Consider the following 20,224-nt stretch of genomic DNA (forward strand, 5'->3'; position numbering starts at 1 on the left):
TACGCTCGGACGCATGAGTCTGCGTCTGAGCACCGTGATCCTGCCGTACCGCCGCTGGCACGAAGGTGGCCGTGCGGCCTGGGTGCGCGCCGAGCAGCTGGGCTTCCACACGGCGTACACCTACGACCACCTGTCCTGGCGCAGCTTCCGTGACGGCCCCTGGTTCGGCGCGGTCCCGACGCTGACGGCGGCCGCGGCGGCCACCGACCGGCTGCGCCTCGGCACGCTGGTCACCTCGCCGAACTTCCGCCACCCGGTGACCCTCGCCAAGGAACTCATCTCGCTGGACGACATCTCCGGCGGCCGGGTCACCCTCGGCATCGGCGCGGGCGGCACCGGTTTCGACGCCACCGCCCTCGGCCAGGAGCCCTGGAGCCCGCGCGAGCGCGCCGACCGGTTCGCCGAGTTCGTGCCCCTGCTCGACCGGCTCCTCACCGAGGACGCGGTGTCGTCCGAGGGCCGTTTCTACTCGGCGCACGAGGCCCGGAACATCCCCGGCTGCGTGCAGCGGCCCCGATTGCCGTTCGCGGTGGCGGCCACCGGCCCGCGCGGCCTGCGGCTCGCCGCGCGGTACGGCCAGGCGTGGGTGACCACCGGCGACCCGAAGCTGTACGAGACCGGCACGCCCGAGCAGTCCGTCACGGCCCTGCGCGGGCAGATCGGCAAGCTGACCGAGGCCTGCGAGGCCGCCGGGCGGGACACCGCCGAGCTGGACAAGGTGCTGCTCACCGGCTTCACCCCGGACCGCGGCCGGCCGCTCGCGTCCCTGGACGCCTTCGTGGACTTCGCCGGCCGCCACCAGGAGCTGGGCTTCACCGAGATCGTGATCCACTGGCCCATCCCGGACTCCGGCTTCGCCGCCGACGAGAAGGTCTTCGAGCGGATCGCCATGGAAGCCCTCGCCCAGCTGAACTGACCCCCGAACCTGCCGTCCGCGCCGGCCGCCGCGAGCGTCGCCTGCGTCTCATCTGTGCGGACTGCCGCACGACCGTGCGGGGGCCTGGGTGAGAATGGCCGGGTGACCTCAGCGACCAGACAGCCCGGGACCCCTGCCGCCGCCCTGCCACCGCGGCTGATCGCCACCGACCTGGACGGCACTCTGCTGCGCGACGACAAGTCGGTCTCCCCACGGACCGTCGCCGCGCTGGCCGCCGCCGAGGAGGCCGGGATCGAGGTCTTCTTCGTCACCGGCCGGCCGGCCCGCTGGATGGACGTGGTCAGCGACCACGTCCACGGCCACGGCCTGGCGATCTGCGGCAACGGCGCCGCCGTGGTCGACCTGCACGGCGGCCCCGGCACCCACCGGTTCGTGAAGGTCCGCGAGCTGGCCCGGGACAACGCCCTGAACGCGGTACGGCTGCTGCGCGAGGTGGCGCCCGGCACGGTGTTCGCGGTCGAGCAGACGTACGGCTTCCACCAGGAGCCGGACTACCCCAAGCTGCACATGGAGACACCCGACCATCTGCTGCCCGCCGAGAAGCTGCTCGCGCCCGACGGTCCCGGCGCCGACCAGCCCGTGCTCAAGATCCTCGCCTACCACCCGTCCCTCGACCCCGACGCGTTCCTCACCCTCGCCCGGCTGGCCGTCGGCGAGCACGCCAACGTCACGCGTTCCAGCCCCAGCGCCCTGCTGGAGCTCAGCGGTCCCGGCGTCTCCAAGGCCAGCACCCTCGCCCTGTGCTGCGCCGAGCGCGGCATCTCGCACGAGGAGGTCGTGGCGTTCGGGGACATGCCCAACGACGTCGAGATGCTGACCTGGGCCGGCCAGTCCTACGCGATGGGCAACGCCCACCCCGACGTCATCGCCGCCGCGTCGGGCCGCACGGTCGCCAACAACGACGACGGCGTGGCGGTGGTGATCGAGCACCTGCTCGCCGACCGGGTGCGGTAGCGCTCCGCGCGGCTGCCGACGACGCGCCGCACGGGCCCGGCGGCCGGGACAACCGGCCCGTCGAGACGGGGGTCAGCGGCCCGGCCGCTCCGAACGGCTCCACCCCTCCGGACGGGTCCACCGGTGCGGCGGGCCATCAGGCTCCTGGAGGCCGGGGCCCCTCGAAGCGGCCCCGCCCAGACCCACGGGGTGCCCGGGGCGAGCGCTCAGCCTGCCCCCACCAGCGACTCCGCCTCGGCCTCCCGGCGTGCCATCTCCCGCAGCGGTCCGTCCTCGGTGATCAGCCGCTCGTACGGACCTCGCTGCACCACCCGGCCCGCTTCGAGCACGATCACCTCGTCCACCGCGTCGAGTCCCGCCAGCCGGTGGGTGATCAGCAGCGTCGTACGCCCCTCCGTGGCGGCCAGCAGATCGGCGGTCAGCGCGTCCGCCGTCGGCAGATCCAGGTGCTCGGCGGGCTCGTCCAGAACCAGCACGGGGAAACCGGCCAGCAGCGCGCGGGCCAGCGCCAGCCGCTGCCGCTGCCCGCCCGACAGCCGCGCCCCGTGCTCGCCGACGAGCGTGTCCAGGCCGTCCGGCAGCGCGTCCACCCAGTCCAGCAGCCGGGCCCGGGCCAGCGCTCCGCGCAGGTCGGCCTCGGTGGCGTCCTTCCTGGCCAGGAGCAGGTTCTCGCGCACCGAGCTGTCGAAGAGATGCGCGTCCTGCGCGCACAGCCCGACGAACCGCCGTACGTCGTCGCCGTCCAGCGCGCACGCGTCCACACCGGCGAGCGTGTACGAGCCCGCCTCCGGGTCGAGGAAGCGTGACAGCACCTGGGCGAGGGTCGTCTTGCCGGAGCCGGAGGCCCCCACCACCGCGACCCGGCGCCCCTCCTGAAGCGTCAGGTCCAGCCCGGCGAGCGCCTCCCGCCGCTGCCCCGCGTACCGCGCGACCACGCCCTTGACGACCACCGGGAACGGCGAGGCGGGCGCCTGCCGGGGCGAGACGGGTTCGCGCACGGGCTCGGGCGCGTCCAGGACCTCGTACACCCGCTCCGCGCTGCGCCGCACCCGCTGCCGGTACCGCGCGGCGAGCGGCAGCCCCAGTACGGCCTCGAAGGCGGCCAGGGGGGTCAGGACGACCACGGCCATCGCCACGCCGCTCAGCCGGCCGGCCGCGACCGCCTGGGCGCCGCACGCCGCGGTGGCCGTGACGGTCAGCCCGGAGACGAGCGCGGTGAGCCCGTCCCCGAGCCCGGTGACGGCGGCGGCGCGCGCGGCGATCCGGGTGAGGGTGCCGTCGGCCCGCCAAGCCGCGTCCGCACGGGCCGGCAGCGCACCGGCGACGGTCAGCTCGGCCGTGCCGGTGAGCAGATCGGTCACCCGGGTGGCGAGGGCTCCCCGGGCGGGCGCCAGCCGCCGCTCGGTCCGCCGGGCCACCGTCGCGGTCAGCAGCGGGACACCGGCACCGGCGGCCAGCAGGCCCGCGGCGAGGACGGCACCGGCCTCGGGCAGCAGCCAGGCCGTGAAGCCGACGGAGGCGGCGGACACGGTGAGGGCCACTCCGGCGGGCAGCAACCAGCGCAGCCAGTAGTCCTGGAACGCGTCCACGTCCGCCACCAGCCGGGTGAGCAGATCACCGCGCCGGGTGCCGCGCAGCCCCGCGGGGGCCAGGCGCTCCAGCCTCCGGTACACCGCGACCCGGGTGTCGGCCAGCATCCGCAGGACGGCGTCGTGCGACACCAGCCGCTCGGCATACCGGAAGACGGCCCGTCCGATGCCGAACGCCCGGGTCGCGGTCACAGCCACCATCAGGTACAGCACCGGCGGCTGCTGAGAGGCGCGCGAGATGAGCCAGCCGGAGGTGGCCATGAGCCCCACGGCACTGGCCAGGGCGAGACTCCCGAGCCCCAGGGCCCCGGCCAGGCGCCCCCGCCGTCCCCCGCCGATCCCCCGAACCCGCCGCAACACGCCGCTCCGGACCCGCTGCTCCGGCCCACCCTCCAGCCGGCCGAGCCCAGCTCCCACCGACCCACGGTCCGGCCCACCGGGCCGGGACGCCGTGGGCTCGCCTTCCAGCCGGCCGAGTCCGGTGGCGGGTGGGCGGGGGCGGGGGTCCAGGGAGCGGAGCCCCCCGGTGGGCCCCGCGCACCCCCGGGACGGCACAGCCGCGGCACCTCCCAGCCGTACCACCCGGTCAGCCACCTCCAACAACGCCGGCCGGTGCACGACGAGCAGCACGGTCCGCCCGGCGGCGAGCCTCCGCACCGCAGCCACCACCTCCCCCTCGGTCCCCCCGTCCAGCGCGGCCGTCGGCTCATCCAGCAACAGCACGGGCCGGTCAGCGAGGAACGCCCGGGCCAGCGCCAACCGCTGCCGCTGTCCCGCCGACAAACCCGCCCCGTCCTCCCCGAGCACGGTGTCGGCCCCCTCCGGCAGCGCCGCCACGAACTCCCACGCCCCCGCGTCCCGCAGCGCCCTGCGCACGGCACCGTCGTCGGCGTCAGGCCGCGCCAGCCGCACGTTCTCCGCGATCGTCCCGGCGTACAGATGCGGGCGCTGCGGCACCCACGCGATCCGCGACCGCCACTCCTCCAGGTCCAGCCCGGCGAGATCCGCGCCCCCGATCCGCACCCGCCCCGCGGTGGGCCGTACGAACCCCAGCACCACGCTCAGCAACGTCGACTTGCCCACTCCGCTCGGCCCGACCAGCGCAACGGTCTCGCCGGGCTCGACGGTGAACGACACCTCGGTCACCGCATCCGAGGACCGCCCCGGATACCGAACGGTGACCCCCTCGAACGCCACGCCACCCGCCGGCACCGCACCGGTACCCGACTCCGGCACCGCCGTCTCCAGCACGGAGAAGATCTCCTCCGCCGCGGCAAGCCCCTCCGCCGCCGCGTGGTACTGCGCACCCACCTGCCGCAGCGGCAGATACGCCTCGGGCGCCAGCACGAGGATGACCAGACCGATGTACAGATCCATGTCTCCGTGGACGAGCCGCATCCCGATCGTCACGGCGACCAGCGCGACCGACAGTGTGGCCAGCAGCTCCAGCGCGAACGAGGACAGGAAGGCGATCCGCAGCGTCCGCAGGGTGGCCTGCCGGTACTCGCCGGTGATCCGCCGGATGGACTCCGCCTGCGCCTTGGCCCGGCCGAACACCTTCAGCGTGGGCAGTCCCGCGACCACGTCCAGGAAGTGGCCGGACAGCCGGGAGAGCAACCGCCACTGCCGCTCCATCCGGGACTGGGTCGCCCAGCCGATCAGCATCATGAAGACCGGAATCAGCGGCAGGGTGCAGACGATGATCGCCGCCGAGACCCAGTCCTCGGTGACGATCCGGGCCAGCACCGCCACCGGCACGACCACGGCGAGCCCCAACTGCGGCAGGTAGCGCGAGAAGTAGTCGTCCAGGGCGTCGACACCGCGCGTGGCCAGGGTGACCAGCGAGCCGGTCCGCTGACCGCTCAGCCAGCCCGGACCGAGCGCCGCCGCCCGGTCGAGCAGCCGCCCGCGCAGCTCCGACTTCACGGCCGCGCTCGCACGGTGCGCCGCGAGTTCGGTGAGCCACGCGACCAACGATCGCCCGACGGCCACGCCGGCCAACAGCAGCAGGGGAGTGCGCAGCTCGGCGACCGACTGCCCGTGCTGGAACGCCCCGACCACGATCTCGGCGACGAGCATGGCCTGAGCGATGACCAGTCCTGCACCGACGGCCCCCAGGCCGATGACCGCGACGAGGAAGAGACGGGTGGCGCGGGCGTACCGCAGAAGGCGGGGATCGATTGGTTTCACGTGAAACATGCCCTTCGGTACCGAGGGTGCTGTTTCACGTGAAACCGCACCCTCGGCGGACTCAGTGCGCGGCGCCGGCCGCAGCGTCAGGAGCGATGTGCTGTGTGCCGATCCGCTGACGGAAGACCCAGTAGGTCCAGCCCTGGTAGAGCAGAACGAGCGGCGTGGCGATCGCCGCGCACCACGTCATGATCTTCAGGGTGTACGGGCTCGACGAGGCGTTGGTGACCGTCAGGCTCCAGTCCCCGTTCAGGGTGGACGGCATGACGTTCGGGAAGAGCGACAGGAAGAGCATCGCCACGGCCGCCACGATGGTGAGGCCGGACAGCGCGAACGACCAGCCCTCCCGCCCGGCCTGGTTGGCCACGAGAGCCGCCACCAGGGCGACGCCGGCCACGATGAGAGCCACCAGGCTCTTGCCGTCGCCGCTGTCGGCCTGCGTCCACAGCAGGAAGGCGAGCGCCACGACGGTCGCGACCAGACCGACCCACAGGGCCAGTTTCCGGGCCCGCACCCGGATCTCCCCGACCGTCTTGAGCGCGGTGAACACCGCTCCGTGGAAGGTGAACAGCGTGAGCGTCACCAGGCCACCGAGCAGGGCGTAGGGATTGAGCAGGTCCCAGACGGTGCCGACGTACTCGAAGTTCCGGTCGAGCTTCACCCCCCGCACGATGTTCCCGAAGGCAACGCCCCACAGGAACGCCGGGAGCAGGGAGGTCCAGAAGATCGCCGTCTCCCAGTTGCGCTGCCAGTTCTCCTCCGGCCTCTTGGCCCGGTACTCGAAGGCGACACCCCGGACGATCAGGCAGACCAGGATGAGCAGCAGGGGCAGGTAGAAGCCGGAGAAGAGGGTGGCGTACCACTCGGGGAACGCGGCGAAGGTCGCGCCGCCCGCCGTGAGCAGCCACACCTCGTTGCCGTCCCAGACCGGGCCGATGGTGTTGATCAGCACCCGGCGCTCGGGCCGGTTACGGGCCAGCAGCTTGGTGAGGATGCCGACCCCGAAGTCGAATCCCTCCAGGAAGAAGTAGCCGGTCCACAGGACGGCGATCAGGACGAACCAGACGTCGTGTAGTTCCATGACTGTTCCCTCGGCCTAGTACGAGAAGGCCATCGGCTTGTCGGCGTCACGGGTGTCGCCGCCGATCTTCGTGGGCGGGTTGAGGTCGGCCTCGGTCAGCTCGGGCGGGCCGGACTTGACGTACTTCGCGAGCAGCCTGACCTCGACCACGGCGAGGATGGCGTACAGCGCGGTGAAGACGGTCATCGAGGTGAGCACCTCGCCCTGGGAGACACCGGGGGAGACCGCGTCCCGGGTCTGGAGGACGCCGTAGACGACCCACGGCTGGCGGCCCATCTCGGTGAAGATCCAGCCCCACGAGTTGGCGATCAGCGGGAAGGCGAGGGTCCAGGTCGCGATGCGCCAGTACCAGGGCGTGAGCTTCGGGCTGAGCGCCTTGTTCTTGAACAGCACCAGGTGCGGCACCTCGTCCTCGCCGACCCTGAGCGCTTGCGGCAGCATGAACTTCTTCCGGGTCAGCCAGAGCCCGGCGAGCCCGATGGCGAAGGAGGCCATGCCGAAGCCGATCATCCACCGGAAGCCCCAGAAGGCGACGGGGATGTTGGGCCGGTAGTCACCGGGCCCGAACTTCTGCTGCTCGGCCTTGTTCACGTCGTTGATGCCGGGCACGTACGAGCTGAAGTTGTCGTCGGCGAGGAAGGACAGCAGGCCCGGGATCTCGATGGCCACGGAGTTGTGGCCCTTGTCCACATCGCCGTAGGCGAAGATCGAGAACGGCGCCGGCTTCTGACCGTCCCACAGTGCCTCGGCGGCGGCCATCTTCATCGGCTGCTGCTTGAACATCACCTTGCCGAGGGTGTCGCCGCTGACCGCGGTGAGCAGGCCGGCGATGACCACCGTGACCAGGCCGAGCCGCAGCGAGGTCTTCATCTCGCGGATGTGCTTCTTGCGGGCCAGGTGGTAGGCGGAGATGCCCACCATGAAGGCGCCACCGGTCAGGAACGCCGCGGACAGGGTGTGGAAGGCCTGGCTGAGGGCGGTGTTCTGGGTCAGCACGGCCCAGAAGTCGGTCAGCTCGGCCCGCCCCCTGGCCTTGTCGATCTTGTAGCCGACCGGGTGCTGCATCCAGGAGTTCGCCGCGAGGATGAAGTACGCCGACAGGACCGTGCCGATCGAGACCATCCAGATGCAGGCCAGATGGATCTTCTTGGGCAGCTTGTCCCAGCCGAAGATCCACAGGCCGATGAAGGTGGACTCGAAGAAGAAGGCGATCAGCGCCTCGAAGGCGAGCGGGGCGCCGAAGATGTCACCGACGAAACGCGAGTAGTCGGACCAGTTCATGCCGAACTGGAACTCCTGCACGATGCCGGTGACCACGCCCATCGCGATGTTGATCAGGAAGAGCTTGCCCCAGAACTTCGTCGCCCTGAGGTACTTCTCCTTCTCCGTGCGCACCCAGGCCGTCTGCAGCCCGGCCGTGAGCGCGGCCAGGGAGATCGTCAGCGGAACGAACAGGAAGTGGTAGACGGTGGTGATGCCGAACTGCCAGCGCGCCAGTGTCTCCGGCGCCAGAGCCAGGTCCACGTCGTCACTCTCCTTACTGCGGCGTGGTACAGCGGCGGTTTGCCCCTTTTGTTGCACACATACAGAGCAAACGAGACACGCTTGTGAAAGCGTTCACATTCACAAGCCATTATGACTCACTGATTTTCGGACTGCGCAGGGGGGTCCCCTCCGGGCCATCCTGTCAAGCGCATGACAATGGAGGAGGCGTATTTCGGCACAGGGCTTCCCGTTTCACGTGGAACGGAGGCCCGGCAGATCGTGGAGCCGGACACGGACCCGCGAGGCGGAGAGGCGCCGCCTCGCGGGTCCGCACCAGGTGTGAGAGCTAGGCCGGCACTACAGTCCCTTGCGGAAGACCTCCGCCACCTTCAGGAAGATGTCGTTCGCCTCGGCCTCCCCGACGGTCACCCGCACACCCTCGCCCGGGAACGGCCGGATCACCACGCCGTGCTCCTCACAGGCCTGTGCGAAGGGGACCGTGCTCTCCCCCAGCCGCAGCCACACGAAGTTCGCCTGCGTGTCCGGCACCGTCCAGCCCTGGGCGCGCAGCGCGTCGACCACGCGTGTGCGCTCGCACACCAGCGAGCCCACCCGGCCCAGCAGCTCGTCCTCGGCCCGCAGGGAAGCGATCGCGGCCTCCTGAGCCAGCTGGCTCACCCCGAACGGCACCGCCGTCTTGCGCAGCGCCGCCGCCACCGACTCATGGGCGATCGCGAAACCGACGCGCAGACCGGCCAGCCCGTACGCCTTGGAGAAGGTCCGCAGGACGCAGACGTTGGGCCGCTTCCGGTACAGCTCGACACCGTCGGGCACCTCGGGGTCGCGGATGAACTCCCGGTAGGCCTCATCCAGCACCACCAGCACATCAGTGGGCACCCGGTCGAGGAATCGTTCCAGCTCGGCCCGTCGCACCACCGTGCCGGTCGGGTTGTTGGGGTTGCAGACGAAGACCAGCCGGGTCCGGTCGGTGATCGCGTCCGCCATCGCGTCCAGGTCGTGCACATCGCCCGGCGTCAGCGGCACCCGCACCGAGCGGGCGCCGCTGATCTGCGTGATGATCGGGTACGCCTCGAACGACCGCCAGGCGTAGATCACCTCGTCACCGGGGCCGCTGGTGGCCTGGATCAGCTGCTGGGCGACACCCACCGAGCCGGTGCCGGTGGCCAGGTCGGAGAGCGGCACACCGAAGCGGTCGGACAGCTCGTTCATCAGCCCGGTGCAGGCCATGTCCGGGTAACGGTTGAAGTCGCAGGCCGCCGCGCTCACGCTCTCCAGCACACCGGGCAGCGGCGGGTACGGGTTCTCGTTGGAGGACAGCTTGTAGGCGACCGGTCCGCCGGCCGCGGCCGGCTTGCCCGGCTTGTAGGTGGGGATACCCTCCAGCTCGGCGCGCAGCTTGGGGCTCGTCTCGCTCACCGCAGTCCTCCTCGCGACCACCGGCGGCCCGTCGACACCGCCGACTCCAATACTCCACACCTTAAGAGGATTCGGCGCCGCTGCGAACAGGTTCGTGACGCCCAGAAATGCGGCCACCGCCACGGGAAGAGGCGAAGCTCACGTCCTCGGCCGACATCAAGGGCATCCTCGTACGAAGGCGTACGTTTCGGGGGGCGCGCCGTACATATATCTATGCGCCGGTAGCTTGCGCCGTGGCGCGCATCCCCCGTGCAGGTGAGTTGAGACCTCTTCGAGACATCGGGGACTTGGTAGGTCCATCCGCGTCGACAAGCCACGTCTTACTATTGGATCGCTCAACAACCTTTTTTTCCAAGGAAGTTGGCACCCATTGACCATGCAGAAACGTGCCTGTCAACGCATGCATATGCGTCCGCACTACCCCACCGCATGAGCCCTACTATCGGCTCGCCATGACAGCAGCAGGGAAGCACCAGGTGAGCCGCGCGGAAACCTCTCGTCGAGGCAGCCGGCCGGGTCGGGCGGGCATCAGGGACGTCGCCGCCGCCGCCGGGGTCTCCATCACGACCGTGTCCGACGCCCTCAACGGCAAGGGCCGGCTCCCGGATGCCACCCGGCGCCATGTCCGCGAGGTCGCCGACCGGCTCGGGTACCGGCCGTCGGCGGCCGCCCGCACCCTCCGTACCGGCAAGTCGGGCCTGATCGGCCTGACCGTGACCACGTACGGGGATGAACCTTTCACCTTCACGGAGTTCGCCTACTTCGCCGAGATGGCCCGGGCCGCGACCTCGGCCGCGCTCGCCCGCGGCTACGCCCTGGTCATCCTGCCCGCGACCTCCCGCCACGACGTCTGGTCCAACGTCGCCCTGGACGGCACGGTCGTCATCGACCCCTCCGACCAGGACCCGGTGGTCAGCGAGCTGGTCCGGCAGGGACTGCCGGTCGTCTCGGACGGCCGCCCGGCCGGCGCGCTCCCCGTGACCGCCTGGGTCGACAACGACCACGAGGCCGCCGTACTCGGCATCCTCGACCACCTCGCCGCCGCCGGCGCCCGCCGCATCGGCCTGCTCACGGGCACCACGACGGACACGTACACGCACCTGTCGACCACCGCGTACCTGCGCTGGTGCGAGCGGGTCGGCCAGGACCCGGTCTACGAGGCCTACCCGGCCCACGACCCGTGCGCGGGCGCCGTCGCCGCGGACCGGCTGCTCGCCCGCCCCGACCGGCCCGACGCGGTCTACGGGCTGTTCGACCCCAACGGCACCGACCTGCTCGCCGCCGCCCGCCGCTACGGCCTGCGCGTCCCCGACGACCTGCTGCTCGTGTGCTGCAGCGAGTCCACCGTGTACGCCAGCACCGAGCCACCCATCACCACCCTGTCCCTGAAGCCGCGCCGCATCGGCACCGCCGTCGTCCAGCTCCTCATCGACGCCATCGAGGGCGTCGAGTCGGACCAGCCCGTCGAGCAGGTGATACCGACCGAACTGATCGTGCGCACCTCGTCCCAGCGGCGGTCGCCGCGCACGACGGTCAGCCCGCCGCGGACACCGGACGACACGTAGCACCGCCCGCCGCACCGGCCTCCGCGTGGACCCGGCCGGTGCGGCACAGGGTGACCCGTCGGCGCACCGCGGGCGGGCCGGACCCGCCGGACCGAGGGACCGGCCGGCCGACAGCCCGTCGAACATCTGCCCAAACGGGGCGAATGCCACGGTGAACTGGAGTCTTGTTCCGATTCACCACCCCTGGGTCATCACACGGCGCGACGCGCGTTCCTATGATGGGCCCACGACACCGCGGACCGCTGCGACCAGGCAGTCCGAAGCGGTGCAGATGCGGCGCGATGGTGGAGGGGTCTGATGACTCAGGGGGCCGGTCAGGGACCCGAGGCGGAGCGGACGGCGACGCTGCGCGATTTCCGGGTACCCGCGTACGTCCACGAGACCGGTCCGTACGTCCAGCACGTCCACCCCGGCGACGTCGTACCGCCCGCCGACGAGGCGTACCCCGAGGGCTACACCCCGACCCAGCGCGACCTGCCCGTCATCAACCGCGGCGACACCCTCCAGCTGCCCGTCGAGCCCGCCCCCGCCGCCCCGGCCCCGCAGCCCGCGACCGGGCCCGGCCCGCTCTACGTCGTCGGCGACGTCCACGGCTACCTGGACGAGCTGGTGGCGGCCCTGCAGGAGCAGGGCCTGATCGACGCCTCGGGCCAGTGGTGCGCCGGCACCGCCCGGCTGTGGTTCCTCGGCGACTTCACCGACCGCGGCCCGGACGGCATCGGCGTCATCGACCTGGTCATGCGGCTGTCCGCCGAGGCCGCGGCGGCCGGCGGCTACTGCAAGGCCCTCATGGGCAACCACGAGCTGCTGCTCCTCGGTGCCAAGCGGTTCGGCGACACGCCCGTCACCTCCGGCGCGGGCACCGCCACCTTCCAGGCGGCCTGGCTGCTCAACGGCGGCCAGAAGACCGACATGGACCGCCTCCAGGACCACCATCTGCAGTGGATGGCCCGCCTCGACGCCGTCGAGGAGGTCGACGGCTATCTGCTCCTCCACTCGGACACCACCGCCTACCTCGATTACGGCGACTCCATCGAGGCGGTCAACGACACCGTCCGCGAGGCTCTGACCCGCAACGACGCCGACGAGGTCTGGGACCTGTTCCGCAAGTTCACCAAACGCTTCTCCTTCCGCGACGAGGGCGGCGCCGACGCCGTACGCTCGCTCCTCGATACGTACGGCGGCACCCGGGTCGTTCATGGGCACAGCCCCATTCCCTATCTCCTCGGCCAGGTCGGCTCCGAGGACGGCGAGGAGAGCACCCGCCCGGTCGTCGAGGGACCGCACGTCTACGCCGACGGACTCGCCATCGCCATGGACGGTGGAGTGACCATGGCCGGGAAACTGCTGGTCCAACAACTTCCCCTCGACGGCTGACCGTTAGTCCGGCAGGCATCCCCCAGCCGCGTACCCGCAGGCCGGACCGCGAATTCCGGCAATCCCCTGTCACCGCGCGCCGTCACGGCTCTACCATCGGCTTATCCGTAGCAGGCTCCCCTCCGTTTCTGCCCGACGGCTCGCCGGCGTGCGAGCCCCAAGCCCTACGGAGCATCGGGGGATGCACATGAACAGCGTTCCGCAGCACCTGCAGAGCGAGGACCGCCAGGAATTCGAGCGGCTCCTCGATGAGGCGCTGCGCTCCGCACCGCACCGACCGGAACTGGCCGCTGTCGGACAGCGGCTCAACTCCGAACAACTGCGCACCATGGCCCTCAACGCCTCCGCCCTGATCACGCCGGCGGCGGCGGCCGAGTACCAGCACTACGTCAAGCTGCGCGACGCACTGCGTCACCCGGCGCTGTCCGGCCCGCCGGCCGTCGGCGACTCCGAGGAGGACAGCCCGGGTTCGACCGCCGCGGGCCTCGCCACCACCCTCGGGGAAGCCGCCGAGAGCACCGGCGCGGGCGCCATCGCGGTCGTCGCCGTCCTGGCTCCCGTCCTCTCCGGGACCGCCGCGGTGATCTTCCTGCTCGTCGGCTACGTCCTGAAGGCGCTCGACCCCGGCCGCACCTTCGCCCGGACCATGCTCACCGCCGGGTGGGTGTTCGGTGCCGTCACCGCGGCGACCGTCCTCGTCGCCGCGGTCGGACTGCTGCTCACCGCTCTGCGCAACAGCACCCCGGCGGACGACCGGGCACGGGACGCGGCCCGCGAGGAACTCGCAAGGGCCAGGGAGGCGTGGCGGGACGCCCTGCTGGAGCGCGGCATCCTGCCCTTCCTCCGGGAGGCACTCGCCGAGCCCGGCACCACCGCCGGGCACTCGTCGATCCCGCCCGCACCGACCGGCCGCATACCCCGCCTCGGTTACGACCGCCCCGGCTTCAGCAGCCCCGGCGACGGCACCGCGACCGGCCGCCCGAGCTTCACCAGCCCCGACTACACGAGCCCGGACTTCGGAGGCCCGGAACACCAGCCCGAGTGATCCGGCCGGCCCACCGGTGTGCTGCCACCACACCGGCCGGCCGTCGGCCCTCAGGCCCCGCCGCACCAGCCGGCCGTCATGGGACCGGCCGGCGCGGCGAGTTCAGCGTGCTGCGCTCAGTCCGCGATCGGCAGGTACACCCGGTTGCCCGCGGCCGCGAACTCCTGTGACTTCCGGGCCATGCCCTCCTCGATCTCGGCCCGGCTGCCGCCGTGCTCACGCCGGATGTCCTGCGAGATCTTCATGCTGCAGAACTTCGGGCCGCACATGGAGCAGAAGTGCGCCGTCTTGGCGGGCTCGGCCGGCAGGGTCTCGTCGTGGAACTCCCGTGCCGTGTCCGGGTCCAGCGCGAGGTTGAACTGGTCCTCCCAGCGGAACTCGAAGCGGGCGTCGGACAGCGCGTCGTCCCACTCCTGCGCTCCGGGATGCCCCTTGGCGAGGTCGGCCGCGTGTGCGGCGATCTTGTAGGTGATGACGCCGGTCTTGACGTCGTCCCGGTTGGGCAGGCCGAGGTGCTCCTTGGGCGTGACGTAGCAGAGCATCGCCGTACCCCACCAGGCGATCATCGCGGCACCGATGCCGGAGGTGATGTGGTCGTACGCCGGCGCGACGTCCGTGGTCAGCGGGCCGAGCGTATAGAACGGGGCTTCATCGCAGATCTCCTGCTGAAGGTCGATGTTCTCCTTGATCTTGTGCATCGGGACGTGTCCCGGGCCCTCGATCATCGTCTGTACGTGGAAACGCCTGGCAATCCGGTTGAGTTCCCCGAGCGTCCTCAACTCCGCGAACTGCGCCTCGTCGTTGGCGTCCGCGATCGACCCCGGCCGAAGGCCGTCACCCAGCGAGTACGTGACGTCGTAGGCGGCGAGGATCTCGCACAGCTCCTCGAAGTTCTCGTACAGGAACGATTCCTTGTGGTGCGCCAGGCACCACGCGGCCATGATCGAACCGCCGCGCGAGACGATGCCGGTCTTGCGATGGGCAGTGAGCGGCACGTAGGCCAGCCGGACGCCCGCGTGGACCGTCATGTAGTCCACGCCCTGCTCGGCCTGCTCGATGACGGTGTCCTTGTAGATCTCCCAGGTCAGTTCCTCGGCCTTGCCGTCGACCTTCTCCAGTGCCTGGTAGAGCGGCACCGTGCCGATGGGAACGGGGGAGTTGCGCAGGACCCACTCGCGAGTGGTGTGGATGTTGCGGCCGGTGGACAGGTCCATGACCGTGTCGGCGCCCCAGCGGGTCGCCCAGGTCATCTTCTCGACCTCCTCCTCGATGGAGGACGTCACCGCGGAGTTGCCGATGTTGGCGTTCACCTTCACCAGGAACCGCTTGCCGATGATCATCGGCTCGATCTCCGGGTGGTTGACGTTGGCGGGCAGCACCGCCCGGCCCGCCGCGATCTCCTCGCGCACCACCTCGGGGGAAACGTTCTCCCGGAGCGCCACGAACTCCATCTCCGGCGTGATCTCGCCACGGCGGGCGTACGCGAGCTGCGTCACCGCCTGGCCGTCGCGGCCCCGTCGCGGCTGACGCGGGCGTCCGGGGAAGACCGCGTCCAGGTTCCGCAGCCCGCCGCGCGGCGAGGTGTGCTTGATGCCGTCGTCTTCGGCACGGACCGGACGTCCCGCGTACTCCTCGGTATCGCCGCGGGCGGTGATCCAGTTCTCCCGCAGCGGCGGCAGGCCACGGCGGACGTCCGTGTCGGCGAGTGGATCGGTGTACGGGCCCGATGTGTCGTACAGCGTGACCGACTGCCCGTTGGTGAGGTGCACCTGACGGACCGGCACGCGCAGATCGGGGCGCGAGCCCTCGACGTACGCCTTGTGCCAGCCGATGGACTTCCCGGCCTCCGGGGACTTCTCGTCCTGGACGGAGGCAGGCGTGCGTGCGTCCTTGTTGGCCATGAGACCTACTCCCTACGCCGGCATTACCCGGTAACAGGTTCGGCGGTCGACGCAGCGGTGTCCGTCTGGCGACGTTTCCTGCGGAACACCTCTTGTTCCACGTGAAACATCGCGTGTACGGAGGTCAGCGCCCTCTCAGCCCGGTGCTCCGAGCTCCCGCGTGTGCAAAGGTGCCTCCACGCTAGCGCCATGTGTGGCGCGGTGAACAGTGGGCCCTCCGCCGTTCTTGCGATGATCGGGCGGTGACCAGGATCGAGCAGTACCCTTACCAGCCGCCCGAGCCGCCCCGCCGAGACGGCCCGGAACAGGGTGACGGACACAGCCACGGTCCACGCGGCCACGGCCACTCACACGGCCACAGCCACGGGCCCGCCACCCCCGTCTCCCGGCACCTGCGCAAGGTCATCGCGGCGGTCCTGGTCCCCTTCACCGCAGCGGTCCTGGTCGGCCTCGTGGTGCTCTGGCCGGGGCAAGCCCCCTCCCACAAGCGCACCGGCGTCGGCTTCGACCGGCAGACCCAACAGGCCACGGTCAGCAGGGTCGTCGAGGTCAGCTGCAAGTCGGTGAACGCCTCCGGCGGCACTCCGGCCGGCGACACCTCCACCGCCGAGGGCACGCCGGCGGAGGCGGAGGCCAACCGGACCTGCAAGAGGGCCACCATCCGGATCGACACCGGTAAGGACGAGGGCCGTACCTTCACCGAGATCGTGCAGCCCGACCAGTCGCGGCAACTGCACCAGGGCGAGAAGGTCGTGGTCGCCTACGAGCCCTCGGCCCCCAAGGACCTGCAGTACTCGGTGACCGATGTGAACCGGAAGTTCCCCATGGCACTGCTCGCGGGGATCTTCGCGGTGGCCGTCGTGGTCGTGGGCCGGGTGCGCGGAGTCATGGCACTGGTCGCACTCGCCGTGAGTTTCCTCGTGCTGACGCTGTTCATCCTGCCGGCGATCCTGGAGGGGGCGAACCCGCTGCTGGTGGCCGTGGTGGGGGCGAGCGCCATCATGCTCATCGCCCTGTACATGTGCCACGGGCTGTCGGCGCGCACGTCGGTGGCGGTGCTCGGCACGCTGATCTCGCTCTGCCTGATCGGCATGCTCGGGTCACTGTTCATCGGCTGGGCCGCACTGACCGGTAACACGGACGACAGCACCGGCCTGATCCACGGCCTGTATCCGTCGATCGACATGAGCGGTCTGCTGCTGGCCGGCGTCATCATCGGTTCGCTCGGCGTCCTGGACGACGTGACGGTGACACAGACCTCGGCCGTCTGGGAGCTGCACGAGGCCAATCCGTCGATGGGCTGGCGCGGGCTGTACCGGGCGGGCATCCGCATCGGCCGCGACCACATCGCGTCCGTGGTCAACACCCTGGTGCTCGCCTACGCCGGTGCCGCACTGCCGTTGCTGCTGCTGTTCTCGATCGCGCAGAGCAGCATCGGCACCGTGGCCAACAGCGAGCTGGTGGCCGAGGAGATCGTGCGCACGCTGGTCGGCTCGATCGGTCTGGTCGCCTCGGTCCCGGTCACCACCGCACTGGCCGCGCTCGTCGTGTCGGCCGACCGGACCGGTCCTGCTGCCCCGGCGACCGCAGCGACACAGCCCGCACCGGCACGCGGCGGCCGGGGCCGACGCCGGAAGCGGTGACGCGGGAAGATGAGCCGGACGCGGTGACGCACGGAGGGATGAGCCGCTAGCCGTCAGCCGTCCGCCGCAGAAGCGTTCCTGCACAGCCGTGTGGCACGGCGGACCGCCCACCACCCCTTGCCCAGCGTTTCAGCCGGCGCTCTGCTCCTCTGCCAGGATGCGGTCCAGGGCCTCGTCGAGATGGGCGTCGAAGTCGGCGAGCGCACCCTCCTGGCCGAGCGGAACGAGCTTGTCCGTCCGGTCGAGGAAGGCCACGAGCGGTGGCGCCGACGAGCGGAACAGGGCCTGGTCGCCGCCGACCTGAAGCCGGATCAGCACCTCACCGAGCACCTCGGACTCGACGGGGGCGATGTGCACGTCCCCCTCCCCGCACGGGCGGCCGACCCCGTCGATCAGCAGCTCCCGCCCGAAGGCCCAGGTCACCGGGGCGTCGCCGGGCAGATGGAAGGTGAGGCGTACGGCATACGGATCACAGGTCTCGTAGCGCAACTCCACCGGGATGCGGAAGGAGAGCTCCTCCGACACGAGAAAGCTCATCATGACTTCTGCCTGTACGGACTCGCGCATTGCCTATCCCGTCATATGACATCGACTGGCCGGGATTGATCCCTCTGACCGTGGTCAAATCTTGCTGAAAGTACACAAGAGATCACAAGGAGTGAGTTTTCAGATACTGATAGAGAGGCTGAGCGACCCCAGGTGCCGCCCGATCTCCCCCTGGAGCCGGTGCGCGGCGGGCATCAGCCGGTCGGCCTGGTGGACGGGCAAGGAGATGGCCATGGTGGCCGCGGTGGTGCCGACCGTGATCGGGACCGCCGCGCAGACGGTGCCGACCGCGTACTCCTGGCGCTCCACCACCGGTTCCATGCGCCGCGTCCGGGCGAGCCGACGCAGCAGCACGTCGTTGTCGCGCACGGTGTACGGCGTGATGGGCCGCACGGGATACCGGGCGAGGTGGTCGCGCCGCGCGTCCTCGTCCAGCTGGGAGAGCAGGCACTGTCCGATCGCGTGCGCGTGGCCGGTCTCCCGGAAGTCCGCCCACTCTTCCACCGCGGGCGCCTGACGGGAGGCGGAGACGCACATGACCTCGATCTCGCCGTCCCGGTACATCGCGTAGTACACCGGCACTCCGATGGAATCGCGCCAGTGCGCGAGCGTGTCCGCCACCGTGCTGCGACGTTTCTGCTGCGCTCCACTGCGGCCCAGTCGCTCCGCCGCGTCACCGAGGAAGAACAGCCCCTTCTCGCGGCGCAGATAGCCCTCGTGGACCAGGGTGCGCAGCAGGTGGTACGTCGTGGGCAGCGCGAGGCCGGTCTCACGGGCGAGTTGTTTGGCGGGAGCGCCGTACGCGTGCGCGGCGACGGTCTCCAGCAGGCGCATGGCGCGCTGGACGGACCCGATGAGCGTGGCGACGGGGGCGGGGGCGGCCGGTGGTCCCGGCCGGCCGGCGGAAAGCGGTCGCCCGCAGCGGTCCGCTGCTCGCGGGGGTCCGGGGGCGTCCTCGGCGCGTGGGGGTCCCGGAGCGTCCGCGGCGCGTGGGGGTCCGGGGATGTCCGTCGCCTGTGGCTGGCCCGGGACGGCCAGCGGGACCGGTCGCTGGACGGGGGGTGCGCAGGAACGCGGTGGGGCGGGGGGTGCGTGGGGTTCTGCCGGTGCGGTGTCAACCGTGGCCAAGGGTCACTCCCGGAGCGCGAGGGGCAGCCCGTGCGACAAGAGCACGGAGGGGGGTCTGCGCCGCCCACGGCGCAGGACCCCCGTGGGGAGTTCCGGACTTTAACCGCCCGCCACCGCCCGCGGACGGCTCCCGGGAGAAACTTCCCTCCCCCGAGGGAACCGGCCCTCCGTCACGGGTGACCGGCTCCCGGGCGTCTCACCAGTCGCTGCGTGACGAGGAGTTCCCCATGAACTTGCGGACGACGTAGATCAGTCCGCCGACCAGGGCGACGAAGACCAACGCCTTGAACAGCAGACCGATCACGAACCCGACCACCGTCGCTATCAGGCCGCCGAACACGACCAGGGCGATGACTGGCACCGCGACCCACTTCACCCACCACGGCAGCCCCGCGAAGATCTCTCGCATCGCCCTCGTCCTTTGCGTTCATGTGCGTTGTCGATGTTCCGCACTCGATGCTAGGGCCGCGGAGGGCCCTCAGGGGGGCCTCGCATCCCTTGTCCTCCCCTGACCCGTCCCCTAGGGAACTCGGGGCCGCGGGGTCACGCCTCGGGTGGAGAGAAGACGACGAGCACCCTGAGGTCCTCGCTGATGTGGTGGAACTTGTGGGGGACCCCGGCGGGCACGTACACGATGCTGCCCCGCGCCACCTGCGTCGTCTCCAGGCCGACGGTGATCGACGCCCGGCCGCTGACCACGACGTACACCTCGTCCTGGCCGTGCGGATTCTGCGGGTCGTGCTCACCCGCGTCGAGGGCGTAGAGGCCCACCGACATGTTCCGCTCGCGCAGGAACTGCAGGTAGGCGCCTTCGTTGGCGGCGCGTTCCGCCTCCAGATCATCCAGCCGGAATGCCTTCATCGCCGCTGTCGCCCTCGCCTCACTGCTCGCTGTTCCGCTGCCCGCCGTCGCACCGCTCGCCGTCCGTCCGGCCACGGTCCGCCCGGTCTGCCACGATCAGACACATGAAGAATTTCGTAGTCAAGACGATCGCCAACGCAGGCGCCCTGGCGGTCGCTGTATGGCTGCTCGACAAGATCACCCTGACGGGTGACAGCACCGCCAAGAAGGCCGGCACGCTGATCGTCGTCGCGTTGATCTTCGGCCTGGTGAACTGGTTGGTCAAGCCGATCGTGAAGGTGCTCACCTTCCCGCTGTTCATCCTGACCCTGGGCCTGATCACCCTGGTCGTGAACGCGCTGATGCTGCTGCTGACCTCCTGGGTCTGCGGCAAGCTGGACCTGAGTTTCCATGTGGACGGTTTCTGGACGGCCGTCGTCGGCGGCCTGATCATCTCCGTCGTCTCCTGGGCGCTGCACGTCGTCCTGCCCGACGAGGACTGAGTA

General features: G+C 70.7%; 16 protein-coding genes and 1 riboswitch. Of the genes, 7 read left to right on the plus strand and 9 right to left on the minus strand.

Going from position 1 to position 20,224, the window contains the following annotated elements:
* Positions 1 to 13: 13 nt before the first annotated feature.
* Positions 14 to 916 (plus strand): LLM class flavin-dependent oxidoreductase, encoded by a 903-nt coding sequence (locus AB0947_RS26045; protein WP_366752736.1) that lies wholly within the window; start codon positions 14 to 16, stop codon positions 914 to 916.
* Positions 917 to 1,018: 102 nt separating this feature from the next.
* Positions 1,019 to 1,891 carry a Cof-type HAD-IIB family hydrolase gene (locus AB0947_RS26050; protein WP_366752737.1) on the plus strand — a complete coding sequence of 291 codons (873 nt, stop codon included), beginning with the start codon at positions 1,019 to 1,021 and terminating at the stop codon, positions 1,889 to 1,891.
* A gap of 206 nt (positions 1,892 to 2,097) precedes the next feature.
* Here the strand turns inward: AB0947_RS26050 and cydD are convergent, their stop codons facing one another.
* From cydD to hisC, 4 genes are all read right to left on the minus strand, one after another.
* Positions 2,098 to 5,670, minus strand: a complete 3,573-nt coding sequence (cydD, locus tag AB0947_RS26055; RefSeq protein WP_366752738.1) for a thiol reductant ABC exporter subunit CydD — start codon at positions 5,668 to 5,670, stop codon at positions 2,098 to 2,100.
* Positions 5,671 to 5,731: 61 nt separating this feature from the next.
* A complete protein-coding gene (cydB, locus tag AB0947_RS26060) occupies positions 5,732 to 6,751 on the minus strand; it encodes a cytochrome d ubiquinol oxidase subunit II (RefSeq protein ID WP_366752739.1) in 1,020 nt (339 codons plus the stop codon).
* Positions 6,752 to 6,766: 15 nt separating this feature from the next.
* Positions 6,767 to 8,275 carry a cytochrome ubiquinol oxidase subunit I gene (locus tag AB0947_RS26065; protein ID WP_366752740.1) on the minus strand — a complete coding sequence of 503 codons (1,509 nt, stop codon included), beginning with the start codon at positions 8,273 to 8,275 and terminating at the stop codon, positions 6,767 to 6,769.
* A 318-nt stretch (positions 8,276 to 8,593) separates the two neighbouring features.
* Entirely contained in the window at positions 8,594 to 9,673 is a 1,080-nt protein-coding gene (hisC, locus tag AB0947_RS26070; protein WP_366752741.1) for a histidinol-phosphate transaminase, read from the minus strand.
* Between the two features lie 452 nt (positions 9,674 to 10,125).
* Here hisC and AB0947_RS26075 point away from each other — a divergent pair, with 452 nt between their 5' ends.
* From AB0947_RS26075 to AB0947_RS26085, 3 genes are all read left to right on the plus strand, one after another.
* A complete protein-coding gene (locus AB0947_RS26075; RefSeq protein WP_171154747.1) occupies positions 10,126 to 11,238 on the plus strand; it encodes a LacI family DNA-binding transcriptional regulator in 1,113 nt (370 codons plus the stop codon).
* 297 nt (positions 11,239 to 11,535) lie between these two features.
* A complete protein-coding gene (locus AB0947_RS26080) occupies positions 11,536 to 12,615 on the plus strand; it encodes a metallophosphoesterase (protein ID WP_366752742.1) in 1,080 nt (359 codons plus the stop codon).
* 181 nt (positions 12,616 to 12,796) lie between these two features.
* Complete coding sequence (locus tag AB0947_RS26085) at positions 12,797 to 13,660, plus strand: hypothetical protein (RefSeq protein WP_366752743.1); 864 nt, start codon at positions 12,797 to 12,799, stop codon at positions 13,658 to 13,660.
* A 116-nt stretch (positions 13,661 to 13,776) separates the two neighbouring features.
* Here AB0947_RS26085 and thiC read toward each other — a convergent pair whose 3' ends face one another.
* The gene (thiC, locus tag AB0947_RS26090; protein ID WP_366752744.1) at positions 13,777 to 15,561 is read right to left on the minus strand and encodes a phosphomethylpyrimidine synthase ThiC; all 1,785 of its coding nucleotides are present in this window, start codon (positions 15,559 to 15,561) and stop codon (positions 13,777 to 13,779) included.
* A riboswitch (TPP riboswitch) is annotated at positions 15,554 to 15,731 on the minus strand. (Overlaps the previous gene by 8 nt.)
* Positions 15,732 to 15,803: 72 nt before the next feature.
* Between thiC and AB0947_RS26095 the strand changes: the two genes are divergently transcribed.
* Complete coding sequence (locus AB0947_RS26095; RefSeq protein ID WP_366752745.1) at positions 15,804 to 17,204, plus strand: YibE/F family protein; 1,401 nt, start codon at positions 15,804 to 15,806, stop codon at positions 17,202 to 17,204.
* Positions 17,205 to 17,333: 129 nt separating this feature from the next.
* Here AB0947_RS26095 and AB0947_RS26100 read toward each other — a convergent pair whose 3' ends face one another.
* The 4 genes from AB0947_RS26100 to AB0947_RS26115 form a co-directional block, all read right to left on the minus strand.
* Positions 17,334 to 17,771: an SsgA family sporulation/cell division regulator gene (locus AB0947_RS26100; RefSeq protein WP_030640078.1), complete on the minus strand. Its 438-nt coding sequence runs from the start codon at positions 17,769 to 17,771 to the stop codon at positions 17,334 to 17,336.
* Positions 17,772 to 17,870: 99 nt separating this feature from the next.
* A complete protein-coding gene (locus AB0947_RS26105) occupies positions 17,871 to 18,605 on the minus strand; it encodes an IclR family transcriptional regulator C-terminal domain-containing protein (RefSeq protein ID WP_366752827.1) in 735 nt (244 codons plus the stop codon).
* A 469-nt stretch (positions 18,606 to 19,074) separates the two neighbouring features.
* Positions 19,075 to 19,287 carry a DUF5326 family protein gene (locus tag AB0947_RS26110; protein WP_356118675.1) on the minus strand — a complete coding sequence of 71 codons (213 nt, stop codon included), beginning with the start codon at positions 19,285 to 19,287 and terminating at the stop codon, positions 19,075 to 19,077.
* A 134-nt stretch (positions 19,288 to 19,421) separates the two neighbouring features.
* Positions 19,422 to 19,739, minus strand: coding sequence for a cupin domain-containing protein (locus tag AB0947_RS26115; protein ID WP_366752746.1), 318 nt, complete (start codon positions 19,737 to 19,739; stop codon positions 19,422 to 19,424).
* Positions 19,740 to 19,843: 104 nt separating this feature from the next.
* Between AB0947_RS26115 and AB0947_RS26120 the strand changes: the two genes are divergently transcribed.
* Complete coding sequence (locus AB0947_RS26120) at positions 19,844 to 20,221, plus strand: phage holin family protein (RefSeq protein ID WP_366752747.1); 378 nt, start codon at positions 19,844 to 19,846, stop codon at positions 20,219 to 20,221.
* Positions 20,222 to 20,224: the final 3 nt, after the last annotated feature.

This window comes from Streptomyces sp. NPDC047841 (assembly GCF_040704085.1).
Taxonomy (GTDB): Bacteria; Actinomycetota; Actinomycetes; order Streptomycetales; family Streptomycetaceae; genus Streptomyces; species Streptomyces argyrophylli.

Coding starts and splice junctions, on each gene's coding strand:
- AB0947_RS26045 (WP_366752736.1), top strand. CDS start 14: ATGAGTCTGCGTCTGAGCACCGTGATCCTGCCGTACCGCCGCTGGCAC.
- AB0947_RS26080 (WP_366752742.1), top strand. CDS start 11,536: ATGACTCAGGGGGCCGGTCAGGGACCCGAGGCGGAGCGGACGGCGACG.
- AB0947_RS26115 (WP_366752746.1), bottom strand. CDS start 19,739: ATGAAGGCATTCCGGCTGGATGATCTGGAGGCGGAACGCGCCGCCAAC.
- thiC (WP_366752744.1), bottom strand. CDS start 15,561: ATGGCCAACAAGGACGCACGCACGCCTGCCTCCGTCCAGGACGAGAAG.
- AB0947_RS26120 (WP_366752747.1), top strand. CDS start 19,844: ATGAAGAATTTCGTAGTCAAGACGATCGCCAACGCAGGCGCCCTGGCG.
- cydB (WP_366752739.1), bottom strand. CDS start 6,751: ATGGAACTACACGACGTCTGGTTCGTCCTGATCGCCGTCCTGTGGACC.
- AB0947_RS26085 (WP_366752743.1), top strand. CDS start 12,797: ATGCACATGAACAGCGTTCCGCAGCACCTGCAGAGCGAGGACCGCCAG.
- AB0947_RS26100 (WP_030640078.1), bottom strand. CDS start 17,771: ATGCGCGAGTCCGTACAGGCAGAAGTCATGATGAGCTTTCTCGTGTCG.
- AB0947_RS26075 (WP_171154747.1), top strand. CDS start 10,126: ATGACAGCAGCAGGGAAGCACCAGGTGAGCCGCGCGGAAACCTCTCGT.
- AB0947_RS26110 (WP_356118675.1), bottom strand. CDS start 19,287: ATGCGAGAGATCTTCGCGGGGCTGCCGTGGTGGGTGAAGTGGGTCGCG.